Annotated in this window: 18 protein-coding genes; 6 read left to right on the forward strand and 12 right to left on the reverse strand. The window is 64.9% G+C overall.

What is annotated here, in order from left to right:
• Positions 1–38 precede the first annotated feature (38 nt).
• On the forward strand, positions 39–590 hold the full coding sequence (locus DSHI_RS12905; protein ID WP_012179201.1) for a hypothetical protein: 552 nt from the start codon (positions 39–41) through the stop codon (positions 588–590).
• Positions 591–744: 154 nt separating this feature from the next.
• On the opposite strand, the gene DSHI_RS12910 is transcribed toward DSHI_RS12905, so the two are convergent.
• Entirely contained in the window at positions 745–1,425 is a 681-nt protein-coding gene (locus DSHI_RS12910; RefSeq protein WP_012179202.1) for a FadR/GntR family transcriptional regulator, read from the reverse strand.
• A 183-nt stretch (positions 1,426–1,608) separates the two neighbouring features.
• On the opposite strand from DSHI_RS12910, the gene DSHI_RS12915 reads away from it, so the two are divergent.
• The 5 genes from DSHI_RS12915 to DSHI_RS12935 are packed head-to-tail and all read left to right on the forward strand — an operon-like array spanning position 1,609 to position 6,341.
• Entirely contained in the window at positions 1,609–2,535 is a 927-nt protein-coding gene (locus tag DSHI_RS12915) for a fumarylacetoacetate hydrolase family protein (RefSeq protein ID WP_012179203.1), read from the forward strand.
• Positions 2,536–2,595: 60 nt separating this feature from the next.
• Positions 2,596–3,624, forward strand: coding sequence for an ABC transporter substrate-binding protein (locus tag DSHI_RS12920; RefSeq protein WP_050757897.1), 1,029 nt, complete (start codon positions 2,596–2,598; stop codon positions 3,622–3,624).
• Entirely contained in the window at positions 3,624–4,433 is an 810-nt protein-coding gene (locus DSHI_RS12925) for an ABC transporter ATP-binding protein (RefSeq protein WP_012179205.1), read from the forward strand. The genes DSHI_RS12920 and DSHI_RS12925 overlap by 1 nt, the downstream gene beginning before the upstream one ends.
• Before the next feature lie 5 nt (positions 4,434–4,438).
• Entirely contained in the window at positions 4,439–5,293 is an 855-nt protein-coding gene (locus DSHI_RS12930) for an ABC transporter permease (protein WP_050757898.1), read from the forward strand.
• Positions 5,286–6,341 (forward strand): Ldh family oxidoreductase, encoded by a 1,056-nt coding sequence (locus DSHI_RS12935; RefSeq protein WP_012179207.1) that lies wholly within the window; start codon positions 5,286–5,288, stop codon positions 6,339–6,341. The genes DSHI_RS12930 and DSHI_RS12935 overlap by 8 nt, the downstream gene beginning before the upstream one ends.
• Positions 6,342–6,432: 91 nt before the next feature.
• Here the strand turns inward: DSHI_RS12935 and DSHI_RS12940 are convergent, their stop codons facing one another.
• From DSHI_RS12940 to DSHI_RS12990, 11 genes are read right to left on the reverse strand one after another with little or no spacing between them, the layout of a single operon-like run.
• Positions 6,433–6,813, reverse strand: coding sequence for a hypothetical protein (locus DSHI_RS12940; protein WP_012179208.1), 381 nt, complete (start codon positions 6,811–6,813; stop codon positions 6,433–6,435).
• A gap of 16 nt (positions 6,814–6,829) precedes the next feature.
• A complete protein-coding gene (locus DSHI_RS12945; RefSeq protein WP_012179209.1) occupies positions 6,830–11,041 on the reverse strand; it encodes an eCIS core domain-containing protein in 4,212 nt (1,403 codons plus the stop codon).
• A 3-nt stretch (positions 11,042–11,044) separates the two neighbouring features.
• Entirely contained in the window at positions 11,045–12,532 is a 1,488-nt protein-coding gene (locus DSHI_RS21445; protein WP_012179210.1) for an eCIS core domain-containing protein, read from the reverse strand.
• A gap of 12 nt (positions 12,533–12,544) precedes the next feature.
• Positions 12,545–16,960 (reverse strand): DUF6519 domain-containing protein, encoded by a 4,416-nt coding sequence (locus tag DSHI_RS21450; RefSeq protein WP_012179211.1) that lies wholly within the window; start codon positions 16,958–16,960, stop codon positions 12,545–12,547.
• A gap of 54 nt (positions 16,961–17,014) precedes the next feature.
• On the reverse strand, positions 17,015–18,565 hold the full coding sequence (locus DSHI_RS12960) for a hypothetical protein (RefSeq protein WP_012179212.1): 1,551 nt from the start codon (positions 18,563–18,565) through the stop codon (positions 17,015–17,017).
• A 3-nt stretch (positions 18,566–18,568) separates the two neighbouring features.
• Positions 18,569–21,388 carry a baseplate J/gp47 family protein gene (locus tag DSHI_RS12965; RefSeq protein WP_012179213.1) on the reverse strand — a complete coding sequence of 940 codons (2,820 nt, stop codon included), beginning with the start codon at positions 21,386–21,388 and terminating at the stop codon, positions 18,569–18,571.
• On the reverse strand, positions 21,385–22,578 hold the full coding sequence (locus tag DSHI_RS12970; protein WP_012179214.1) for a baseplate J/gp47 family protein: 1,194 nt from the start codon (positions 22,576–22,578) through the stop codon (positions 21,385–21,387). The genes DSHI_RS12965 and DSHI_RS12970 overlap by 4 nt, the downstream gene beginning before the upstream one ends.
• Before the next feature lies 1 nt (position 22,579).
• Positions 22,580–22,975 carry a GPW/gp25 family protein gene (locus DSHI_RS12975; RefSeq protein ID WP_012179215.1) on the reverse strand — a complete coding sequence of 132 codons (396 nt, stop codon included), beginning with the start codon at positions 22,973–22,975 and terminating at the stop codon, positions 22,580–22,582.
• A 10-nt stretch (positions 22,976–22,985) separates the two neighbouring features.
• Complete coding sequence (locus tag DSHI_RS12980) at positions 22,986–23,807, reverse strand: phage baseplate assembly protein V (protein ID WP_012179216.1); 822 nt, start codon at positions 23,805–23,807, stop codon at positions 22,986–22,988.
• Positions 23,804–24,943, reverse strand: a complete 1,140-nt coding sequence (locus DSHI_RS12985; RefSeq protein ID WP_012179217.1) for a phage late control D family protein — start codon at positions 24,941–24,943, stop codon at positions 23,804–23,806. The genes DSHI_RS12980 and DSHI_RS12985 overlap by 4 nt, the downstream gene beginning before the upstream one ends.
• A 4-nt stretch (positions 24,944–24,947) precedes the next feature.
• A complete protein-coding gene (locus DSHI_RS12990) occupies positions 24,948–25,310 on the reverse strand; it encodes a hypothetical protein (RefSeq protein WP_012179218.1) in 363 nt (120 codons plus the stop codon).
• Between the last annotated feature and the right edge of the window lies 1 nt (position 25,311).

The raw sequence follows: 25,311 nt of genomic DNA on the forward strand, positions 1-25,311 counted from the left end.
GCCCCAGAGACACCGGCCCCGTCTTCGTGACAGCCCGTTTGCGTGTTCTCAGCGCCGGAGGGCTGAACGAGGGCGTCCGGCGTTGCGTCGAGGCCTTTGCCAGCAGCACCCTGCGCGCTGACACCACAGCGCAATTGGGCTGCATTTCAGTCGGTGCCGCCGTTCCGACCGGCGCGCCCCGCTATGACCTCAGCAGCGAAAGCTCCCTGTACTGCACGCTTACCGCAGCGGAGGCGCTGATCCACAACCGCGCCTCCAGCGGCATGAAGATCGCACGCCTGATCGAGCGGCTCGGCCTTTCGGAAATAACCTCAACGAAGACCATCCGAACCCAAACCGGAGCGGAAAACATGGAGGCGCTGGCGAGGCGACGGTCTGCACGCCCCCTGGGCTTCCGACAGGTCACCGAGATCCGGTTGCATGCGCATCTGGGCATCGAGCTTGCCGGCATTCTGCCCGACGACCTCGTCCCCCGGACATGCTGTTCTGCCGGTCTCTCGAACACGGGCCACCATGACGAGCCTCACCTGGAGTGCTCGCCTATTTCGGCTCCGAGGAGGGCTGGCGAATACTCGCAGATGCGGGTCTGACCTCTGCTCATTGATCTGCTGGCAAGTCACGACCGCCCGAGCGCTCTTTGCCCGCCACAAACACGATCGGAGCGGAAACCAAACCGCGCAGCACCGTTGAACGAAGGCGGGCGAGACGCCATTCGGACCCGAACCCGAAAGGTGTAGCACCGCTTCAGGTGTCTCTGGGGACACCTTTGCGCAGCACATCCGCATAGACAGTTTCAAGATGTCGGATCATGCAACGCGCCGCGCGGTCGCCATCCCCCTCGGCGATCGCGGCCACGATATCATCGTGCTGGCGGAAGCTGACATATCCCTCTTCCGGTTTGCGGGTCTCACGCGCCTGTCCCCAGACGATGGAGCGCCGAACGGAATTCAAGGTTTCGAAGAAATACAAGAAGAGCTGGTTGCGGGCTGCGCGCGCGATGGCGTGGTGAAGATTGTTGTCCCATGCCTCGTAGGTGCGCCAATCCTCGGCCTCGCGACACCGATCCGCACACTGCTTCATGCGGTCGCAATCGGACCGCTTGGCGTGGGAGGCCGCCAGCCGGCTCAACTCCGGCTCAATCGTGAACCGCACCGTCACCACCTGCGCCGGCGTCACCAGATCCCGCAGGAACAGCACATCATCTAGGTTCAGGATGGGCCGGGGCCCGACAAAGGTCCCCCGCCCCACATGGCGCCAGATTAGGCCACTTTTTTCCATTTCGATCAGGGCGTTGCGCAGGATGTGCCGTGAGACGCCAAGGGTCTTGCACAGCTCCCGTTCCGGCGGCAACCGATCGCTCAGCTTGTAGCCCTTCTCGGCGATGAGCTGGCGGATGATGCTGACAAGTTCTTTGGCCTGCGCCATGAAATTCCACCCAATCGGCACATTGGTTGATTGCCTGGGCACCCAACTGTGTTCCTATTTGCAAGCACGAGGCTGCTCTGCGGTTTCGCTGAAAATGCACCTGGGGTGCCGAGGTCCGCAAGGGATCTGGCGCGAGTTTGGTGCAGCACGTCAAGAAACCCGTTCTTTGGGGAGGAGAATGGCATGAAACTTGCGACGCTGGCCGTGGGGGGTAACCCCATGGCGGTAGTTTTACTATCGAATGGTGCGGCGCTGAACTATGCCGCCTGCGCCTGGGATGTGCCCGGGGAGGCTGGCGATGCCCTACGCACCGGCACGTTGCAGGCGCTCATCGACGCGGGCCCGGACGCACTGGACGCCTTGCGCGAAATCGTCGAGGCCGCCGAGAACGGGTCTTATCGCGATGCGCGGATCTCCCTCGACAATCCGTTCCTGGCGCCACTGCACACGCCGCGCAAGAATATCTTCTGCGTGGGCCGGAACTATGCCGAACACATTGCTGAGGGCGAGCGCGCCCAGAACGCAAAGATCGGCATCACCGAGCATCCGGTCTATTTCACAAAGCCTGCCACGGCAGTCGTGGGTCATGGTGGAGATGTTCTGATTTTCCCGTCCGTGTCGGAAAAGATCGACTACGAGGTCGAACTGGCCGTGGTGATCGGAACCACTGGTCGCGATATCCCAAAGGACCGCGCCTTCGCGCATGTGTTCGGCTACACCATCCTCAACGACATTACCGCACGCGATGTTCAGCGCCGCCATGGCGGGCAGTATTTCAAGGGCAAGTCCCTGGACGGCTCCTGCCCGATCGGTCCCTGGATCGTTACGGCGGACGAAATCACGGACCCGCAGGACCTGTCGATCAGCTTGTCGGTCAATGGCGAGCTGCGCCAGAACGGCTGGACCCATGACATGATCTTCGACATTCCGACCCTGATCGCATCGCTGTCCGAGGGCCTGACCCTGGAGCCGGGGGATATCATCGCAACCGGCACACCTTCGGGCGTGGGCTACGCGATGGACCCGCCGCAATACCTCAAGCCGGGCGACACGGTGATCTGCGATATCGCAAATATCGGACAACTCAAGAACACGGTGCGCGTTGCATGACGCACTGAGCAGGCCGCTCGGTGAGTGGCCATGACGAAATCCAACCTGGAGGAGACACCCATGATCAACAGAAGACTTTTCACCGCCGCGATGGTCGCGTCCCTGCCCCTGGCCGGCACTTTCGGGGCGCCCGCCCTTGCCACCGACGAACTGCGCGACATCACTTTCGTGCAGCCCAGCCCCTCGGCGATCAACTCTTTCCCGGTTTTCGTCGCCATTGGCGAAGGCTTCTTCGAGGAAGAAGGCCTGAACGTCACGGTCGAAGCGATCAACGGCTCGGGCGCCGTTCTGCAGGCCCTGTCCGCAGGCCAGGCGCATTTCGGGCGGCCCGGCCCCGGCCCCCTGATCGCGGCCCGTGCGCGCGGCGTGGACGCAGTCCATATCTATAACGTGGCCGCGCGCAGCAACTTCGGCATCGCGGTACAGGAAGGCTCCGACATCCAGGATGTGGAAGGGCTGCGTGGCAAGGTGATCGGCACCGGTACCGCCGATGGCGCCGAAGTCGGTTTTGCGCGCAACGTGATGACCGGCGCCGGCATGACGGCAGGCGAGGACTACGAGTTCCTGACAGTTGGTGATGGTGGCCCGGCAACAGCTGCCTTCCTGAATGGCGAGATCGATGCATACTCGGCCTCGACAGCGGATACGGCGATCCTGAACCAGCGCGGCATGGCCGTGCGCGACATCACGCCCGCGGAATTCGGGCGGTTCTTCGGCAATGGCATCGCGACCATGGGCGAAACCATCCGCAACGATCGCGAACTGGTCGAAGCCTGGAGCCGCGCCTTCGCCAGGGGTCATGCTTTTGCGCTGGACGATGCAAACCGCGAAGCCGTGCTTGCACATCTGGCCGCCGGCAACCCCCAGGAAGGTGAGGACAAGGAGTTCCAATCCGCCCTGTTCGACGCAGTCCGGTCCAAGACGATCCCGACGGACGATGCCGAACACCTGGGCTGGTACCCGGGTGCGGTCTGGGCCGAATGGCAGGACGCGCTGGTCGCCGGTGGAGAGCTGCCCGGTCCTCTGGAGGATCTCGACGCGGCCTGGACCAATGAATTCGCTGAAATCGGCGCCGCGGCAGTCAACTGATGACGCCCGCAGTTGCTTCCGATTACTCTGGCGCGCCTCTCGGCGCGCCAGTTTATGAGTTGACGCGCGTCAGCAAGACCTATGCGCGCAACAGCGTCGTGGCGCTTGAGGATGTCGATCTGACCCTGCGCAAGGGCAGCTTCACCTCCGTGATCGGGTCGAGCGGATGCGGCAAGTCAACCCTGTTGAAAATCATGGCCGGCCTGATCCCACCCTCTAAGGGGCGTGTGATCCTGCAAGGAGAGCCGGTGCGCGGCGCGCGGCGGGACATCGGCATGATGTTTCAGCAAGCGACGCTCTTTCCGTGGAAGACCGCGGTCGAGAACATCGTGCTGCCAATCGAGATCCGGGATGGCAAGGCTGCCGCGAACAAAGCCATGGATAAGGCCTATGAACTGCTCGAGATCGTTGGGCTCAAAGGGTTCGAGAACGTCTACCCCAACGAATTGTCCGGCGGCATGGCGCAGCGCGCCTCGATCTGCCGGATGCTGATCACGGAGCCGGCGGTCCTTCTGCTAGACGAGCCCTTCAGCGCGCTCGACGAGCTGTCCCGTGACATGATGAACATGGAATTGCAGCGGATCTGCCGAGAGCAGAACGCCACCGCCTTCCTGGTGACCCACTCGATCCAGGAGGCCGTCATCCTGTCCGACGATATTGTCGTGATGAAACCCCGCCCCGGCCGGATTGCCGAGATCGTCGAGGTCGACCTGCCCCGGCCGCGCACGCTCGACATGATGACAACCCCGAAATTCGGCGCCATCGTCGACCATATACGTGGTCAATTGGACAAGGGAGAAGACATGTGACCGACATGACCAACAACTTGTCCGACAAGGACGATTTCGAAGACACGGTCTGGGAACAGGAAGTGGCCTTCATCGACAGCGTGCCGCGCTGGATCGCCATGACCTTCGTGTTCGTGGTGTTCATCGGCACCTGGCAATTGGTAACCAGCTTCGGGCTCGTCTCGCCGATCATACTGCCGACGCCGTGGGAAACGCTCAAGGACATGATCTTCGTCGGTCAAAACCTGCTTAGCGGAGGCTACATGCTGGGGGCGCTCTGGATCACCGTGAAAGAGGTGATCTATGGCTTCGCGCTTGCCATCGCGATCGGGTTTTCCCTCGGCGTACTCGTGGGCGAGACGGCGTTCGGCGAGAAGGCGGTGATGCCTTATCTCGTGGCAATCGACACCATGCCCAAGGTCGCCTTCGCACCGCTCTTCGTCGCCTGGCTCGGCTTCGGGATCGAGTCGAAGGTGGCGCTGGCGGCCTTCATCGCGACCTTCCCCATCGTCGTGGGCACCGCGGCAGGGTTGCATGCCGCCGATGAGAACGCGCGGATGCTGTTCAAGACCATGGGTGCGAGCCGGATGCAGACCCTGATCAAGATGAAGCTGCCCACGGGCCTGCCGCAGATCTTCACCGGGCTCAAGATCGGCGCGGTCGGCGTCATGGCCGGGGCGATTACCGGCGAATTCCTCGGCGGTGGCAAGGGCTTCGGCGAATTGATCCGGGTGGCCGCGTCGCAGCTCAATACGCCCCGCGTGTTCTCGCTGATCCTCTATCTCAGCCTCGTGGGGCTGACGCTCTACCTGCTGGTGCAGTGGACCCAGCGCCGCGTCGTGTTCTGGCAGAAAGAAAGCGTGGGCTCCTACGATGCCTGACGACACGATCAGCGCCGAGGCGCTGCAGGACTTCGTGGCCCGCGCGCTCTCTGCGCGCGGGGTGCCGACGCAAGACGCCAACAAGGTGGCCGGCCTGATGGTCGAAGCTGACATCTATGGCTACGGCACCCATGGCGTCTTTCGCCTGCGCCAGTACCTCGCCCGGCTGGAGGGCGGAGGCTGTAACCCGGCCCCGAACATATCGGTCCTGCAACAGACCGTTGCCACGGCCCTGATCGACGGCGACAACGGCTTTGGGCATCTCGCCATGGCCGCCGCCCGTGATCTGGCCATGGAGAAGGCCCGCCAAGCCGGGATCGGCTGGGTCGGAGTGCGGCGTGGCAACCACGCGGGGCCCCTCGCCCTCTATGTGCGCCCCCAGGCCGAGGCCGGGCTGTTGGGCATGGCCGCCGCCGTGGGCAGTGCCAACCATGTGCCACCTTATGGGGGCACGGACCTGCTGCTCGGCACCAACCCCATCGCCTTTTCCGCCCCCGCCGAGGGGCCGGATCCGTTCGTCTTCGACATGGCCACCACGGTCGCCGCGATGGGCAAGATCAAGACCCTGCTGCAACAGGGGGCCGACATGCCCGAGGGCTGGATGGTCGGACGCGACGGCAAGCCGCTGACCGATCCTGCCCGCAAGTCGGAAGGCTTCCTACTGCCCATCGGCGGGCCCAAAGGTTTCGGGCTGTCGGTGGCGATCGGCCTTATGGCCGGTGTGTTGAACGGTGCCGCCTTCGGGTCGGACGTGGTGGATTTCACCTCCGACACGACCTCGCCCACGAATACCGGCCAGTTCGTCATGGCCCTCGACCCCGCGGCGTTCGGGCTGGGCGACGGGTTTGCCGAGACGGCGCGCCGCGTCTTTGGCGAGATGCGCGCCTCGCCCCCCTTGCCCGGGCACCACCCTGTCCGGTTGCCGGGCGATGGCAAGACACAGGCCGCCGAGACACGACGCCGGCAGGGCCTCACCCTCAATCCGGCGCTTCGCAAGGATCTGGATGCGCTGGCCGAAAAATACGGCGTAGAGCCCGTCTCGTCCTGATCGAACCTATGGGCGGTCCCGGTCGGGCCGCCCGCCCCGCCGTAGTCGAGGCCCACCGACTATTCCGCGCGCGGACTGGTCCTGCGGCGCATCACTGCCTTTGCACCGCAATGCTTGCCTTACGTTCATCCGACCCGCCGACGCACGCCTCGTCCATCCTTACCTTGATGGACGTGTGCAAGCCGATCATGAGCAGCACGAACCAGATCAGCGCCCAGAAACTTGGAACCGTGATCCAGAACGCCGCTGCGAAGCCGGCGGTGAGGGTCATCACCAGACCCCAGCGCGCGCCCTCCGGACGCCCGAAGATCAACCCGAGAGAGACCAGCGCTGCCCAGGTCGCCAGAACGCCGCGCAGCACGAGGACCCAGCCCTCGCCCTCCAGCGTCAAGGCCCCGATCACGGCGGGCCACTGCAGGATCGCGACGGCAAAGCTGTCGCCGAGGCTTTTCTTATCAAGATCATCTGTCATTGCGTGGGCTCCTTGGTCAGAATTGGAGTTTGTAGGTGAGGGGAAGCTCTTCGATCTGTATCTTGTTGAAGAGCACGGCCCCCCCGGACTTGAGCGCCTTGAGATCGTCGAGACTCTCGAACGGTTCGGGCGGTGACTTGGCCATGCGCGCAGTCCGAATTGCAAAGAACTTGTCCACCGTCTTGTCGCCGATCCCATACACGAGCTTGAGCTGGTTGCGGTTCGCCGTGTTCATGTTGAGCGTCGGTTTGGCAGTATCGGATTTGACGTAGTAGTCCTTGTCATCCGTCTTGATCGGATTCTGCACCCGGAAGGTTACCAACTCGGCTTTCTTCGCGCCGTCGTCGTTCAACTCGAACGCCGAGCAATCCATGGAAAAGGGAACGTCGGTCTCCGCGCGGATGATGCGCGCGATACTTTCCGTCTGCGCGATACTCAAACGGTTGGATCGCACAGCGGGTGTCGTTCTCTCCAGGAACCGATCGGCTTGATCGACCCGGTCTTCCCGTCCGTAATTCACGGTACAGACAAAGTTGACGGCCTTGGGCGCGATCGTGCCCGCATCCGGTATCACCGCATCCTTTACCTTGCTCTCGAACTTTTTCTCGTGGGACGCCTTCTCGCGATTGTTCGCATCCTGCGTGAGAATGGTGAGGTTCTCCCACTTCGCCCCAGGTCCGCCGAGTTTCTGGTTCAAAAGGTGGCCGCGGACATAATAACCATCGGGCGAGCCAGGGCTGGTGCCACGAGGGGCGAGTTCGGTCCACCGGTCTCCGCGCCCGCTCGCGGCTGTGCCCCCTTTCGGCACCTGGTTTGTCAGTCGCTGGACCGTGACCGATGTGCCGTACTTGTTTTTGTAGAGGCCCCCGTAGATCGGCGGACTGCTTTCTTCATCCTTCGTTGCCGAGTTGGGCATGAACACGGATGTCAGGTCTCCGAGTTCGTTGACAAGAGCCTGTATCTTGGGACCGTGATCCCCCTGGGTGGCATCCCTAGCCTCGGGAGTTGCCGATGACGGGTTGGAGGCCGCAGCCGAGATCGCCGCATCAAGCTCGCCGGACTTCACCACGGCATCCTGATAGGCCTTCTGCTTCTTGGGCGTGTCCAGGGTGAAGTTGCTCGTGTCGGCAATCCAATCCGCATAGGTCACCGGGGTGGAGCGGAGGATGACCTTGGCATTGCGCCCCTGGCCTTCGATCGAAATGCTGTGCGGCTCGCCGCCCGTCGTCTTGAAATCCGTCCGCGCGGTCCACCAATCTTTCAGTTTGCGGACCCCGGCTTTGGCAAGATCCACGCCGCTCTCGACCAGTTTCAAGAACCCCTGCCCGAACTTCAGCGCCTTGTCGATGAGCCAGTCGATGGCGCCATTGACCAAATCTCGCAGCCCCTCGACGAACTCCTTGATCCGGTCGGACAAATCGCCCAACCCCACCTGATCGGCGAGGAATGCGATGGCGACGGGCAGGCTGTCGGCCATGGCTTTCTCGAGGAACCCGGCCGCCACGTCTATGGCGCCCTTGGCAATGCCGACGATGCCGTCCAGCACCTTCGAGACGATCTGCAACATCGCCTTGAGCTGCTGTACGAAGGTCTCGATCGCCCGATAGATCGCGATGCAACTGTTGATCACCGCCATGATACCCGAAGGGTCGAGGAAGGACAGGATCTTCACCGTGGCCTCGGTGATGATCTTCTCGACCACCCAGCCGATAGTGCTCTGCAACACCATGGACCACAGGTTCGACAGCTTCTCCTGGATGAACCGCCAAAGCCCGCCAACGCCTTCGGTCACGATCACCCGGATGAACTCCCAGACCCCGTCGGCGTAATCGAGCGCCTTGCGGATCTTGGCGACCTTCTCCTGTCCGATTTTCTTTTCCAGCCGCTCCAGAACCCGCTCCACAGTGATGTCGAGCAGTTGCAGCACGAAATCGAGCACCGCCTGGAAAGTGAGCTCGGTCGGAAAGCTCAGACCAGCCGCGCTCACCGCCCCGGTCAGCCACCCCACCACCCCGTTCATCAGGTGAGTCAGGATGTTGTCGAAAAAGAGGGTGAAGCCCTCCTTCATCGCCTTCAGCAGGTTGATCAGAAAACCGATGGGGTTCCGCAGGATCATCCCGTAGGCCCGCGCGGCCTTTGCGAGGATCTGCACCACGAGTTTCGCTGGCAAGCCGATCAGCGCCAGCATCTCCTTGAAGAAGGTCCAGGCGGCCTTGAGGATATCGCCCTTGGCCAAAATCGAGGCGAGGATCTCGAACGCGACCTCCTGCACCTTCTTCCACAGGCCACCGATCTTGAGCAACTGGTTGAATATCGGCACTTGCGCCAGCACCGTGTCCAACACGAAACTCTTGATCGGCTCCCGGATACACTCGGGGATCAGGTCCCATGCCTTGGTCAGAAGAAGTTTGGGCAACAGAAGGATATCGACCGCGATCTCGACCACCTTGCCGACGATCTCGATCAACTGCTTCACGAAGGGCGACAGGAAATCGAAGGCCTTCAGGTACCACTCGAAGAGCGTGCCAACCTTGTCCGCCGCCCAGCCTGAGACATCCTCGATCGCGGTCTCAAGCCAGCCCAGTGCGCTCGCAAGACCGGAGACCAGATCGCTGCTGCGCAGCTTCGTCATGAAGCTTGTGACCTTGCCCGCGACCTTGCCGATGGTGGTGGTCAGGAAGCTGCCCGCACCTTCGATCACGCCCCGCACAGTCGTGATGATCCCGTCCAGGGACGGCAACACCCCTGACAGCGCCTCGCGGTTCTCGGCCAGCGAATTGCCTTGGTCCAGTTCGTCCGCGGTGCTTTCGACGTCATCGGCGAAGCTGGTCATCTTCTCGCCGAGATCGGCAACGAAGTCCGGCGGGATCAACTCGTTGACTGTCTCAATGGCCTCATTGACCGGCTCCCACACGGGTCGCGTGCGGGCCTTGACCCAGTCCCAGGCCTCCATGGCCTTGTCGGTGATCAGCCCAAGGACCCCATTTCCATCCGTGGCCTTCCCGGCATCGCTTGCCCCGAAAAGCTTCTCGGACAGCCAATCCCACGCGCCCATGCCGTAGTCGCGGATCGTCTTGGTCTTGTCCCAGATATGGGCACCTATTTCCTCGATGCCGGTCCAGATCTCGCCAGCGAACTCCTTGATCCAGGTGATCGCGGCACTGCCCGCCGCCGAGACCGAAGACCACAGGTCGGAGAAAAACGCACCGACCGGGGCAAAGAACGCCTTTGTCTTGTCCCAGGCCTTGCCCGCGACCTCGAGCACCAGGGCCTTCATCCGGCCCAGCGCCGCCATCATCGGCCCGCAATCGCCCGTCACGAGCGCGCCGATGATCTCGGCGGCGCTCTCCACCATCCCGCCGAATGTCTCGACCAGGGCGGTGACATGCTGGCCCGGATCGAGCGCCGTGACCTTGTCGATCACGCCAGAGAACACGCCTGCGAGTTGATCCGTCAGCCAGTTGAACGGCCCCTTGTCGAGGATCGGGGCAAGCCGCGGGGCGTAGTCGCGCACCAGCCCCATTACAATGCTGCCGACATCCGGCAGGTCGGGGATATAGTCCGAAACGTCCCGTTGCAGTCCGCCCGGTGCGGCCTGCGCCACGGCACTGTCAGCGCGCGGGCCCCGCTGCTGCGCCACATGGGTTAACTCATGGGCGATCAGATGGCGACCCGACAAAGTGTCCGGTGCGAAACTGTCGCCCGCGAAAACCACATCGCGCCCCACGGTAAAGGCGCGGGCGTGGATCTCCGCGGCGAGGTCCGATGCCTCCCGCCCGGTATGGATGCGCACGTCGGAGAAGTCCTCGCCGATCCGGGCCTCCATCTCGCTGCGCACCGTGTCAGGCAGAGGCCGCCCGCCGCGCCGCAATTCCAAAAGCCGTTGAAGGAAGCCCTTGCGCAGCGGCGGCTCGCCCCCTTGCGCGCCCTCGCGGCTGGGCTGGATGAGATATTCCCCAGGTCGCTCGGCCTCGGCATCCGTTTCGGTCAGCCGCTGCGGGACACCGCTTGGGGCCGCCATGCTGACCGGTTCCGGCCGATCCCCACTGGATACGGCCTTCGCCACGCGCTCCGCTTCCCGCTCATAGACATCGTCGCGCTTGCCAAGCGTGGCCGCGCGCTGAATGAGCCCCGGCTCCAGACATGGGCGAACAGGTGCGGCGCGACCCCTCGCCGCCACAGGGGCACCGGTGGTTTTCGGCTCCCGTGTCTTGGCGTGGGTCAGCATCGCTCAGGTCACGGTGAAGGCCGCCGGGCGGGAGCCCACATTGTTGTTGAAGACGCGGAAATGGCCCGTGCGCGCACCCGCCGGAAGCACAACCCGGATCGTGACCATCGAGGTGCCGCGATCAAAGGTCCAGGACAGCACGCGGCACGTCGCACCGTTGAATTCCACCCGGTCGCTGGGTCCCTGGCTCGGCCCGAGCCCCCAACCTGTGAGCGTGACCGCCGAGCCCGCCGGACCACTGCGGGGCAAGATCCGCCGCAGGTAAGGCGCATACAGCCGACAGGCCTCCAGCGCGTTTTCGGCCAACAATTCCCGGGAGTTCGCGGGCCGGTTCGGCGCGCAGACATGGTACATCTCATGGAGCAGGGTCGCGGCAAGGAAGTACCGCCCCTGGTCATACGCCGTATTATTATAGGCGATGTCGCTGGTGCCACGGATGTTTTCACCCAGCCGGATGCCGTCATCATCCATCCGGTAGACGCGGGAATCATCAAAGGCATCGCGGAGCGCGGTCCGCGTGCCCCCGTCACAATTGTCGGCGAAATAGTTCTGGCACCGGGTGCTGGACAAGAGCCGCGCGACAATGGACCGGGCCGCGGCTAGGCGTCGGCGATGGTTCGGCTGACCCGCGGGCGTCCCGTCCGGCACTGTTTCCCAATCCGTCCCGGCAGGAACAGGCCCGGCACCGATCTGCCAACGCTGGATCGGTGCGGCGTCTGCGGGCGCACCGCGATAACCGCGCTGCTGGATGACATGGGTTAGCTCATGGGCCAGCAATTCGGCCCCTCGATGCGTGCCCGGCGCGTATTCACCCGGCCCGAACACCACGTCCCGTCCGGTGGTGAAGGCCCGCGCGTTCAGCGCCTTGGCGGCCTGTTGCGCGTCAGCGCTGGTATGCACCCGCACATCCGAGAAATCCGCACCCATGCGCGCCTCGAAAAACCGCCGTGCCCCCGAGGCCAGCGGCTGGCCCCCGCCGCGCATCCTGTCGATCCGGGCGCTTGGGACGGGGCCTGTGCCTGCCCCAACCTCGCGCCCTTTCATCTGAAGCTCCTCTTCCTCCTCCTCGGGCGCACGCTGCAGGGTGTCATGTCGCTTTGCCTGCACCTCCTCTTCTTCCTCTTCCGGCTGACGCTGCACGACGTCTCGCCGCTTCATCTGGAGTTCTTCTTCCTCCTCCTCGGGCTGCCGTTGCACATCGGATCTGCGTTGCGCCTGGATGTGCTCGTCCTCGTCCGAACAAGCGTCGCATTTGCGCTGGCTGGCGGAACCGGCCAAGGTCGAGATCGGCCCGACGGGCTGATCCGCGACGACCCGCGCGGCGACCGCATCCGCCTCCCTTTCGTAGGCGTCATTCTGGGGTCCCACCCGCAGCTTGGCCTGTACCTGCCCTGCGTGAAGGGCGGCGCGGACGGCGGGGGAGTTTCCCCGCGCCCCCGGTTTGACGCTGCATCTTGCGCGTTTGCGAATGCGCCCGATAAAATGGCCCATGATACCCTCTCCCTAGCGCAACCGCAGCTTGGCGGTGTCGATCAGGGCCTTGCGCGCCGCCGTGTCCTGCCCGATTTCTGCCGTTCTGAGCTTGGCGGTGGACGCCGTGGCCAGGTCCCCGATCGTCCGCACGCCTGCACGTTCAAGCCGGGCCGCGACCTCGCGCGAGACCCCTTCCAGCTCGGTCACCGGTCGCAGGCTGTCCACATCGACCTTCATCTTGCGTTGCATCTCACCCACCGCATCCAGACCGGAGCGCAGCCCCTCCAGTTCCGTCTTGAGGCTGTCGCGCTCTATCTTGAGCGCCTCCAGGCTCTGGGCCTCCGCCTCCCGCATGACACGCAGGGCATCCACCTCGGTCTCGATCTTGGCGGTTTCCAGCTTCAGGTTGGCGAGGGCTTCCTCCGCCGCCGACGTGTCCTTGGCCTTTTCGATCCGGCTGGTCAGCTCGACAATGCGCGCCTCCTCGGCAGGGGTGAGCTTGGGCGCCGGTGTCGTCACTGTCGTGATCCGCTCTTCGGCCACGAAGGCAGCCTTGCCGTCCCGCTCATAGACGATGATCTTCGCGCTCGGGTCCAGTCGACTGGGCGTGCGCGCGAAATCCAACAGGTAGCGGTCAGCCAGCTTGGGGTCGTAAGGCCGCACCTCGATGTTCTCGATCCCGGCCTCCTGCAGGTTGCGCAGAGCGTCGTCGGTCGCGCTGTTCTGCAGGCTTTCCTTGCGAACGCCTTGGGGGGCCAGGAACTTCTGCGTATCCGTGGACAGAACCGCATCGCCGACAAAGCCAGTATAGATATTGAGCTTCTCCATCTGCCTCCGCTGGAAACTCGGCACATCTGCCCGCTTGTAGGCCCGCATCGCCACCAGCCCCGTGCTGGCCTTCACCGGTGTGGAAACGCCCGAGGCGGCCCCGAATTCCGGCGGTTTTGGCGGCGGCGCGATGCCGTCCGAGAACTGATCGAGGAAATTGGGCAAGACAGTGCAGCATGCCTTGGCAATCGCTTGTTTCATCAGGGGAATGATCGGCACCAGGGACAGCCAATAGGTCCAGGCCATGAAGGTCTGCACATATTTGCGTTTGCCGAAATTGCAGATGTTGAAGACCGCGCCGTCGCGGATATCGACACAGGCGAGATAGATCTTCTCGGACCCGTCGCATTCGGGGCATTTCACCAGCAGATGGTGACAGAAGCAGTCCTTGAGATACTGAAACAGGTTTCCCACCAGCGCATAGAACGCCATCAGGATGCGCCAGCGTGTCTCGGCCAGCGGCGCCAGCCGATCGGCGGACCGGGCCACCTCGGCCCGCGGAATGAAAGTTACGGTGCTGGAGAGCGCATTGACCACCTGCACATCGCCCTCCGGCCCCACCGCGATACCCGTCGGCCAGAGCTGCACGGGGATGCGGGGCTGGATGACACCCGTGCCGTTGGCGGCGATGGCCTGCAGGCGGAAGCTCTCTGCAAAGCTGGCATAGAGCGTATCACTGCCCCGGTCGAATCCCAGGCTGATCAGGCTGTTCTGGACTGCAATCTGTGCCTGCAACTTGGCCTGGTCTGGACCTGCCCTCGGGACATCGAAAGTGATGATCTGCTTGTCCCCAGCCGGCTCGACCCCGTCGACGACCAGATACACCCGGCTGTCATCGCCCGGACGCACGGCGATGTCATCGCGGCCGGAAACGAAGCGATCACTGAGCTGGCCGAGAACAACCATAGGCGGCGCGCCCCCGCCCGTCTCGTTCATCTCGCAGACCGCCACCCGGTCATAGTCCACCGGGGGCGCCGTCGCCGTTTGTCCGTCTACCGGCGCCGCCGCCGGACAGAAGATACGCCGCGCGACCGTGTCCACCGCCATCTGCCCCGTCGCGTTGAAGGCATGGACCGGGTCCGGCCGCGGCTTGTCCTGCTGCGACAGCACATCGGGCCGGAGCGCATAGAGCCCCGCACCAGGTCCCGTGGCAAAGATCAGCTTGGGGTCACGTGGGTCCAGTTCCATGTCCGAGAGCGTGATCCCGCAGAGGATCTGCATCGGCTTCTCGAACACATGGGTCTCTCCGACCTGGGCGATGCCCAGCACCGTGTCCTCGCCATTCACCGACGCCGCAACATAGAGCAACTGCCCATCCGGGCTGAGCGCTATGGCCGTGACCTCACCGCCTGAAGGGATCGGCGCCCGGATGATTTCGACCAACTCGCCCTTGGCGGTGTCGAACACATGGATCGCTTCGTCCGTCCCGCCATAGGTGTAGACCCGCGCGCCGGTCGGATCCGCCTTCAGGCGGGTGTGGTTGTCCGCCCCGAACCAGGTGTCGATTTCGGTCTCGGGAAAAGGATACTCGGGAAAGACATCCGCGTTGAGAAGCCCGCAGAATGTCTTGGATCCGATCAGCGCGCGCAGCCGGTCATAGAGCTCGCGCAGGATGTCGTATTCGCGCCGCGACAGCCACACATAGGGGCCGTTGTCCTTGAACCAAATCTGCTGCACCAGGTTGACGAAGCTGATGAACTTGCGGCGCGCCTGGCTGACGATCACGTCGCCGTCCTCGTCCACGGCGAGTTGGCCATCCTCCATGAAGGACAGCTCCTCGCTCAGCTCGTTGATCAGATCGAGAATGCAATGCTGGATGAAAGCGCCCAGCAGCGTGCCATCCATCAACTGATCGAAAACGCTGGTGTCACCGCCTTCATGGGGTTCGACCCGGACCATGGGCGCGCCATCCACTTGCGCGATGTGCAGGCACGCGGTGCCGCGCCCCTCCTGCAGGATCGGCGCATTCGGGTTCTCGGCATCCCAGGCCCGCACCGCGTCCATCAGGTCCACGTGGATACGATCCTCGACGATGATGTCCGAGCCCTCGCAATCGATGGCGTATCCCTTGGTCACCGTCACGCATTGCGACGGATCCTCGTCCGAGTCCGGGTTCTCAGGGCAGCATTCCACGATCAGGCCACACACGATCCCCCAGCCATGGAGATGCTTGTTGTGCCATTTCAGGTCCTTCTGCCGACAGAGGTGGTCGAGCGCATCCTGCACGTTCTCGACCCCGGGCATTTCGCAGGCGGTATTGTCGTAGCAGACATCGTCCGCGTGCAGGTTGGTCAGGGGCGGAAACTGGAAGCGTTTACAGGCGTCCTTGTTCAGCAGGCAGAAGGTACCGTCCTCGGCCACATCTGCCAGACACATGTAATGATGCTGGAGACCATCCGGTGTGGCGTCCTGCCGTATCACGTCGCCGACGCCGTGCAGAGCCTCGCGCACGGTCCCGATCCAGTAATCCCCTGCGAGATGCTGGTGATCGGCCAGCTCCAGCCGCAGAGTCATGGTGTCGAGCGACATCAGGATCGTGGCGCCCTCGGAAACATGGCCATGCTGGGCTTCGGCCAGAACCGTGGACAGCCGCTGCCCGCGATCGGCCCCGAAGGGCACGCTCTCACCGTCGACGGTCTGTGTCGCCATCTCCCAGATCGCACCGTTCTTTTCCAGCACGACGTAACCGTCCCAGCGGCGCACGAGGGAAAACCCCGCGGACGGCGCCCCCTGCGGATAGCCTTCCACCAGCGCCCCCACAGCCGGCGTGAACCCGGCCGCGATGACCTCGGGATGGTGAAAACCCGCGTGGCTCTCGCTCAGGCTGTCTTCGGACGCCGCATGATAGAACTCGTAGATCCAGTCCGAGGCCTGAAACCCCGGCGGTTCCTGACCGATAACGGCGGCTTCGGCACCGTTTTCCCGCGACCATTTCAGGGTGATGCGGCGCGGCGCGCCCGCCGCGTTGCGATCAACCGCATGCACCTCCACCCGGAAGGCATAGTTGCCTACCCGTCCGCTGACGTCGATCTCGTCCAGACAGGGTTCGCAGGCGTCCGGCGAGGCCGTGCCCGCGCGCAGACGCATATCCAGGCGGCCCTCGCCGATCGACGGGTTCTGCGCCGGATCCTCGGGGTCGAAATCCTGCGGGCATAGCTTCACCTGCGTCATTACGCGCTTGCGCGTGGAGGTATCCGCGCCATGCAGGGCGGCGTCCATCAGATGGGGCTCTTCCAGCGCGGTGAGGCTCCGCTCCCAGATATCGAGGTAGAGCCGATGCGCCCCCTCTGGCGCCTCGGGCGCGCCGGGAAAATCGGCCTGGTCCGCGAGGTCGAAGGCCGCCGCGCCGCTGCGGGAAGCCAGCACGCCCCGGAGCCCGTCGACATAAACATCGCCCCAGACAATCGAAAAACCGCTCGCTTCGTCCCCGGCAATGATCCCCCCCTGTTCGGGCGTGCCGGTGCCGATCACATCGCCCAGCGCGCGCTCCAGCCTGTCCCTGGAGACCTGCATCGCGGCGTTCCAATCCGCATCGGTGATCATCCGGCCCTGCTGCTGAAAGACCCCGGAATAGGGCTGGTGCAGGCTGGTCGGGAATTGGCTGAGTTGCGTTTTCATGGCACGTCCTCCGCGCGTCGTCTCTGGGCTCGTCTGGGGTGGTCGGCTATGCGCCTAGGGCGGCGACCAGGGCTCGGCGGTCAGCCGGATGTCGGGGATCAGAACCACCTCCTGCCCCACGGGGAGGAAATCGCTCAGCTTGTCATGAATCGCAGACCGCACCGCGGCGTGACGGGCTTCGTGAAACGCTCCGATCTCGCCCCCGTCCTCCGCCCCGGTGAGGAGTGCGGGATGAGTGGCCGGGCTCAGAACACCGACATGGCGGGCCGGAAAATCGCGGCTGAAGAACGCCGGTGCCTCCGTCGTGACCTGCCGGAGTTGCAGGAGCCCCGCGGGCTGATCCGGTAGAATGCGGGAGTATCGCAGACACCCCCCATCAGGCGGCGCTGCGGTGTCATTGTCCGGCGCGTGCACCGGCCCGTCGAACAGGGCCTCGCTGGCCTCGACCGCCCGCGCGACAGTCGGCCCCAGCACCGTGACACCCTCCAGTCGCACGCGCCCCTCGGGCGCGGACAGTCCCTGCGTCAGGCAGCTCCGCAACCACAAGGCAGGTTCCAGAAGATCGACACGCTCGGTCGCGGCCCGAACCATCGCACAGCGGTAGAATTCCAGCCGCGCGGTAGCGCTGGTGACCGCGCCGGTGAAACTGATCCCCTCGAAGCGGAACGTGGTGCCTTGGGTCTCGGCAAGGTCAAGGTCGACCGATCCCTGCACCTGCACAGGCCGAAACGGTCCTTCCACAAGCGACATGTTTCGATGGATGACCACGCCTGGCTCGGTCTCAGTGTCGATCTCGATCCGGGCGAGATAACCCGCCGAGGGCGTGTCCTGCCAGGTCACCACCTCCGCAGAAGGCGGGAAGAACCCCGATGGCGGCGGCAGGAATGCAAGGACCCGGCGCGGATGGAAATGCCCCACACGCCAGTCCGGCGTGCGCATGTCCGGGGTCCGGGGAGAGATATCTTCGAAACTGCCGGGAAAGCAAGGCGCTCCGTGGTGCGCGCCCTGGCGCCAGACCCGGTCCACCCCGTCGATCCGGGCGCGTTGCACGCCCGGCCGGTTCGGATCGGCCGCCATGGCGCGGCTTGGGCAGCGCATATCGACCGTGGCCGCAGGCAGGTCAGGATGCCGCGCGTGGTTTGCGGGGCTGCCCGCGGGCTCCTGCCCGTAGCCTAACGACCGGGCCGGGCGCAGGGGGCGGTCGATCCGCGGTGTCATCGCGACTCGCTGCCAGCCCTCCTGCACCACGGCCTCGGTCTGGCCGATCGCTTCGATGATACTGTCGAGCGTCGCCAAGGTGCCCTTGCCCTGGCGCCACCGGATCGCATGGGCCAACTCGTCCCGTCGCCCATCCGGCAAGGGCGAGACAAGCCGCGCATCCACCAGATCGGCGAAATAGGGCAGCAGCCAGTCCTGCGCCGCCTGCGCGCCGGGGTCGGGCGCGTCGGGGAAGTTGTCCGCATAACGCTGCCGCAGGGTGGCATGGACTGCATCCAACAAGGCCCCGCACCCTGCGAGGTAGGTTTTCAGATCCCCTGTCTCGTCGCGCTGCCTGTAATAGGCCGGGAGGATACGATAGAGCGTCTGGGCGAAATCCTCGGGCATGGCCTACAACGTGAACTCCTGTGTGCTGATGGTGAGCTGGGACAGGTCCGGGTCGTGGTGGATCATCTGGTTCGGCCGCGGGCGCACGCTGCGCACCCCGCTCCCTGTGCCCAGGCCGATGCCGGGCGCGGGCGTGATCCCCGCCCACCCCGCGGTCAGGATATCGGCCCGGGCGTTCTCGACCCCCTCTACCCCTTCCACGAGGTGCAGGATCTGACTGCGGAAGAGCGGCGCACCGAGTTGTGCACGCTCCAGCGCGTAGGCCTCACTGATCTTCACGCGGACGACCTCGGCCACTTCATCGGGATCGTACGCGGCGCTCCTGACTTCGATCCGAACCGACAGGCTCAGTGGCAACGCCACATACGGCACCACTCGCAGATTGACACCGGGGAGCCCGTTTCCTGCGAGAAATTGCGTCAGATCCTCGCCCAGTGTGCCCATGCGCCCACCTGCCGGGACCACGACCACCTCAACGAGTTCGCCACGTGCCGTACCCGGCGCCACCCTGTAGGACATGGCCTGCAAGACCTGGGCGTTCTGCGCCGCGAGCTTGCCGAAATCACTGACCGAGACAGCGCGCCCAAGGGTCAGAAGGCCCGCCGCCGCATTGTCCCGCAGAGACTCGACCCCTTCGGCCTCTGCCCCGCCCGCCGCTGCCACAGGCTGCCGGACAGCGGAGAGCCGTGGGTCCGGCTGCACGATCTTGCGCAGCGTGCTGCGCGGCAAATTGCCCACCGAACCTACGCCCTTGCGCCATGTCGCGCGGACATTGTCTGTGCCCGTGGGCAAACGTCGCCCATGGCGCCCATCGCCGAAATGGGCAGTGACCGTGCCATCCTCGGCCACCCGGACCTCGTAATCCGCATCCGTCGGCCCACTGTCGCGCAGGTTGCCCACCTGGCGCCAGCGCCGGGCTCCCACAAAGATCTCGACCCCCGCCCGCACCCCTGCTGGCATCAGCGGGTCGGTGGTGAACGAGAGCTCCTGCGCCTTGATCTCGAACACCTGGTTGGAGGCCGTCGCATCCCCCGAGCCGATGATCTTCAGGTCCTGTGTTTCCCCGTGATCGGCGGTCACCACATTTGCAGAGAGGGTGGTGGACCACCGCTCGAACGGCGTGACATCGAGGGGGTCGGTCAATTCCGTTCCCGGGATCACCGGCGCAATTTCGATCCAGCCCGGACCGGTCGCGGTGATCTCCCCGGCATGGGAGCGCTCCGGATCCTCAAGTATAACCTGTCGCCCCCGGGCCAGCCGCGCCGAGCCCCCGACATCGACCAGCACGCGCGTCACCCGGTCTGAGAGTGCCGTGGCATCATGAACCGAACTACGGTTGCGATCATGATCCAGCGGACGCAAGACATCGGCGAAGTGCAAGTGCACGGGCGCTTGCAGATCGGTAATCTCCGGGACCGTATCGATGGCTGTATCGCCCTCCCGCTCAGTCACCGCCGTCACCCGAACCGCCTGCAACTGCGAACCCGCCGAGACGATCCAGTCGCCCTGACGCAGCCCCTCCACCGCGCCGCCGAGCACAAGACCGGAAGGGGCCGCGACCTCGACCCGGGCCACCGGATCGCTTCCTCCGGGCACATAGAGCGCCGTGGCGAGGCCCGTGACGAAGTCATATTCCGGGAACGAGTTGCCCAGCGCGTCATTGGAGCTCTTGGTCCGGACATCCGCCGTCTTGTCGACAAGCGCCACGGACCAGACCCGCCCGGACGCGCCCCGCTCGAACGGCAGAACAAGCGTTTCTGACCCGGGCAGCACCTGAGACCGCGCCTCGACCATCGCGTAGAGATCCGCGCCGACCCCTGGCATGAGACCGCCGTCCAACCGCACGCGGTCCCCGTCGATCTCCATCACCCGCGCCGTGCGCCAGGTCCCGCCCGCAAGCCAGGTCACTGTGCTGCGCCCGGCGGCGAGATTGTGCTCCGGTGTCAGGATCACCACGTCCGGACCTGCAAGCCGCGGCGTCTGCACCAGACGCGCGCCCGCATGGAGCGCCACGCGCCAGCGCTTGACCGTCAGGTCGCCCCCGCCTGCGGGGCTCTGGCCCTGCAACATGGCCATGCCCCCTATGCCGGGGTTGACCTGCACCCCGAAAGCACTCGGCGCGGACACCCCGTCTGCCGCGGCGATCTCCAGCACCGCGATCTCGCCCACCACCGGCGCCATCCCGGAATCGGGCAGGGGAAAACTAGCGACATGACCACTCGCTGCAGCGCTGTAGGCGAAATCCTCCTGACCGCGATTCCAGTCGGTCGGGCGCAGCACATTGAGCGCAGGGTCCAGATCCAGATCGGCAATCGTCTCGAAGACCGGGGGCGGCCCGTCGCCACCCGGCCCGGCCTTGACCTGGAACCCCTTGGCCAGCTTGCCCGCCTCGCTGGCATCAAACGCCAGGACCGTGCGCGCTGATGCAGGCGGCGCGGGCCGCGCATCCAGCAGCTTGATCAGATGCCGCACGCTGTCCCACTGGGTCGCCGTACGGATAAAGGTCTCATTGGCGTAGGCATCGATATGCTCGGTCAGAACATGGGTGGACCGGGCAAAGGCCCGCAGGATTTCCCACCCATGATCCCGCCGGATGTCCGCGTATTGCGCCAGAAGCCGCGCTTCGCGCTCGGCCGGGTCCTCGTCCGCTGCGACCGGGTTGCGGGTGACCAGATCGCTCCAGCGCGGCAAGGCCTCCCCGGGTGCGCGGTATCCCTCCGCCAGATGCGCACGCAGCGTTTCCAGAAAGGTGACCGCGTTGCCACCGACATAGCGAAAGCGGCGCAGCCCGGCCCGGTTCCAACGTGTGAAATCGCCGCTCATCCCGCCAGACCTCCGCTCGTCCGCAACCGCAAAAGACCCCGCCCGGGCATGCTCGGGTCGTTGTCACAGATCGCGATCTCGCGTTCGACCAGCTCGATGCGCCCGCTCTCGGACTGGTCCGAATACCTGTCCCCAAGGCGCTTGAACCGGTTCAGACAGACTGCCTCCACGCCGTCCAGCGCCATCACCGCCGCAATCACATCTGACGCGTGCAAGTCTTCACCAAACCGCAACCGCGTGGGCGAGAAGAACCCGTCCAGCCCCGTGCCCAGCGCTCGTGCAACCGCCGCTTGCATCTCGGAGCGGTAGAAATTGTCCCGTACCAGAACGGTCATATCGATCAGGACCGGCACCTCCACCGGATCCTCCAGCCAGATTTCCTGACCGGCCATGCGGTAGGCATCGATCAACTCGCGCAACCCGCTGCGCAGGGTTGGCTCTGCGTCCCAGTTGATCAGGTCGATCCCCGCCTCCCGGTGCAGTCCGTCGATCTCGGCCCGCAACGCCGCGGTCTCATCGCTTGCAGGGCCGTAGATCCCGCCGATGGGTGTATCGAGCGGCGTGTTCTCCCGGGTCAGGCAAGCCACGCGCAGTGTATTCCACGACCCGGTCCAGCGCATGCGCGCATGGGCCCGCTCCACGAGGGGGTGCGCTTCGAGTTGGGAGACCACATCCGCCTCGGTCACCATCCGGCGCTGGCGCTGAATGGAACGCGGCCCGTCGATCTTGGCCGCCGCCATCTCGGCCGGGTAGGTCAACCAGCGGTCCAACAGGACTGCCTTGGCCGCGGCAACCTGCGCCGCGTCATCCGGGTCATACGCCAGCCCCGAACCCGGCAAGGGGTCATAGCCGATGAAGTTCAACAGGCGCCAAACGCTGTCGGGCCGCCGTGCCGTTTCAAGAAACGCCTCCGCATGCACCCGGTCGAGCATGTCCGAAAGCTGATCCAGAACCACCGATAATGCTTCGACCAGCACCACCTCCAGGTCGGCGGGCGACCAGCTGCGCCGCTCGGGAAAGCGCGCGGCCAACTCCTCCATCATGGCGATGCGGAAACCGTCATAGTCCCGCTGGAGCCAGTCGAAATCATCCCCCACCGGCGGCAACGGGTCAGGCAGCTGCACGCGCCGCACGCCGCAATCGGGGCACCCGGCGTCGAAGCTCAGAACGCTTTGCGGCGTGTCGGCCATCTCAGCCCGCCCCCCCGATGGCATAGGTGTTGCGTTCGGTGTGGTTTATCGCGGCGAGCGTGAAGCCGACCGTGACCAGCAGATGCGCCTCCGACGAGGCCGCCGTGTCGATGCCCACCTCGATGGTCTTGGGATCGACCTCCCCCGCCAGCGCATCGGTCAACGACGCCGTCAGCCGCTTGCGCGTCACCTCCCAGAGCGGCGGCGCGTTCGGCTCGAACACCAGCGCCACGGCCCCCACCCCGAACTCGGGCCGGAACCAGCGTTCGCCCGGGTTGGTGAACAAGACCTGCTCGATGATCTCGCGCACATGGGCGAGCCGAGACGACACTTCAGCCCCCTCCGGCCCCACAGTGAGGGGGAATTTCATGTAGTCCGGTGCGTTGAGGCGGGTCATCGGGTCATCCTCAGTTGGCCGTTGTCTTGGTGGTCAGGCTGGAAAACTCGCCCTGCGGGATGGGCGGCGATGTTGGAGAGCCCGGGAAGGTCGTGGTGTGGACATGGGTGGCAAAGAGACTCAGGAAGCTCATGCCCTTGATCAGCGGCTCGCCCCCTTGTCCCGCCACCGCGACCTGGTTGCCCTCGATGGTCACGGTCGTGCCCTTCACGGTCACGCCGGACGGCCCCATCACGACCTCGTTGCCATTGGCATCGCTCACCGTCGTCCCGGTGGATGTCATGGTCATTTCATTGCCATTGCCGTCTTCGAGCGTGACACTGTTGCCCGTCTCGTCGAGGGTCAGGATCGCACCGCCCGCATTGGTCAGCACAAGACCTCCCTCAGGGTCCATCACCAGTTCCGCGCCGCTCTTGTGGGCCAGCGTGATCCGCTCGTCCCCATCCGCGTCGTCGAAGCGCAGCCGATGTCCCGACGGGGTCTGCAGCATCCGCGTGGTCGGCTCCGGCTGGCGCGCGTCCTCGGGGGGCAGGTCCGAGGCACGCCAGAAGGTGCCCACCCAGATGGGCTTGTCCGGATTACCCTCTTCGAATTCCACCCAGAGCTGGCTGTCGACCTCCGGGATCAGGAACAGCCCCTGCCCGTCCAGCCCGCCAAAGGGCGCGCAGGGCAAGGCCCAGTCCGACACCTCGTTGCCCATCACCGAAGGCACCCGGACCCGCAGTCGCCCGAGCGTCTCAGGGTCGGCATTGTCCACCACAAACCCTCGAAATTTGCCGTAATAGCGGCGCGCCTGCTCCTGCGCGACCTGGATGTCCAGCGGCTTGTTCATGTGCCGACCCCCCGCAGCCGCGCCAGCGGATCGCCTGTTTCGGGCAGGTTGTCGCCATAGGCGTTGCGCTGCAACTCGAACTCCTGCCGGTAGCCCGTGGTGTCGAACACGTGGCGCACCCGGTCCACGTACCAGATGCCCGAATGGCGGTTGCCCACCCCGTCCACGCCCACGGGCAGCCCGGTCAGCAGCACATGACCATAGAGCGCGCCATCCAGAACACCCTTGCCGCTGATCTTCATGGCATTGGCGTTGGCCTTCTCCTGCGCAAGGGTTTCGGCCTTGGCCGCGTCGCTCTCACCCTCCTTGCGGATCTTCCAGACGAACCCGTCGTCCAGCGCCGCGACCGAGCTTGCTGGCTCCGGGCCCAGCGCATCGAGGTTCGGAGCCAGACGCCGGGTCTCGGTCCTGGCGCCCTCGGCGCTCGCCACGTCATACTCCACCCCGTCGGGCTTCATCCCGTCATCGGTGACCGCAAAGCTCAAACAGGTGGTGTCCGGCCCGGCATAGACCTTCACCGTGGCCTGCGGCGCCGCCGTCAAGCGCCGGGGTCCGAAATAGACCGCGCCCCGGCGGTAGATCAGCTCGAAACCATTCACCTCCGCCCGCTTGCGCAGAAAGGCCGCATCGGTGTCGTCCTGGGTCACCGCGAGGTCGGTCTGGCCCAGGGCCGGCATGCCCTCCGGGACAAGGTCGTTGCGCGACAGGATGTCCGTGACGATGGCCTGATCCGTGGTCCGCCCCTCCGCGCCCCACGCCTCGGTTCGCGCGGTGCGATCAAGGGCGAGGCTGTCATCCTGCACCGCCAACGTGACCGTCGCGCCCCCTGTATCCTCGGGGAAGGACACATCGATCTGGCGGATATAGCCGCGCATGACCTCTTCCGTTTCGTCCCCGAACGCGGCCTCGATCCGAAGCGGCTTCCAGGGACGGATCCGGTCGTCATCCTGCACGATCCAGCTGCCGTCGAGATCCCGGCGCGTCTCGAATTTCAGGACGGCTTCGGAGGCCGCCTCCCGCGCCGTATCGACCGTCACCTCCATCAGAAACGGGTAGAGATCGACGATCTCCGCGTCCCCGATATGGATCAGGCACTCGCCGGGCGCACGGCTCTGGGTCTTGATCAGCTCCAGCATCCCCTCATCCCTTCTTCGGCGGGATCAGGACGGCATCGCCCTGCATCGCGTCCGAAATCATCACGTCGCCAACGCCCCGGTCGGGCTGCAGCCCGGCGCCGAAACTCACCCGCGCGCCGTCTGCGTCCCGCACGGGACCCGCCAGCAGGAACTCCGGATTGGCATCGAGGATCCGCCACCACGCCCGGTCCGCCTGGTAGAAGTTCAGCGCCATCAGGTCGGGCCGGTCATCCTCGGTCTGGGTATGCTCGATCACCCCTTCGGTGGGCGCGATCGCCCGGGGCCGAATGCCCCGAAACACCGATGTTCCGTCCTGACCGGGCTCGAACAGGCGCGACGCTGCGTACCGGGAGTTGCGGGAAAACATG

This window comes from Dinoroseobacter shibae DFL 12 = DSM 16493 (genome assembly GCF_000018145.1).
Classification (GTDB): Bacteria; Pseudomonadota; Alphaproteobacteria; order Rhodobacterales; family Rhodobacteraceae; genus Dinoroseobacter; species Dinoroseobacter shibae.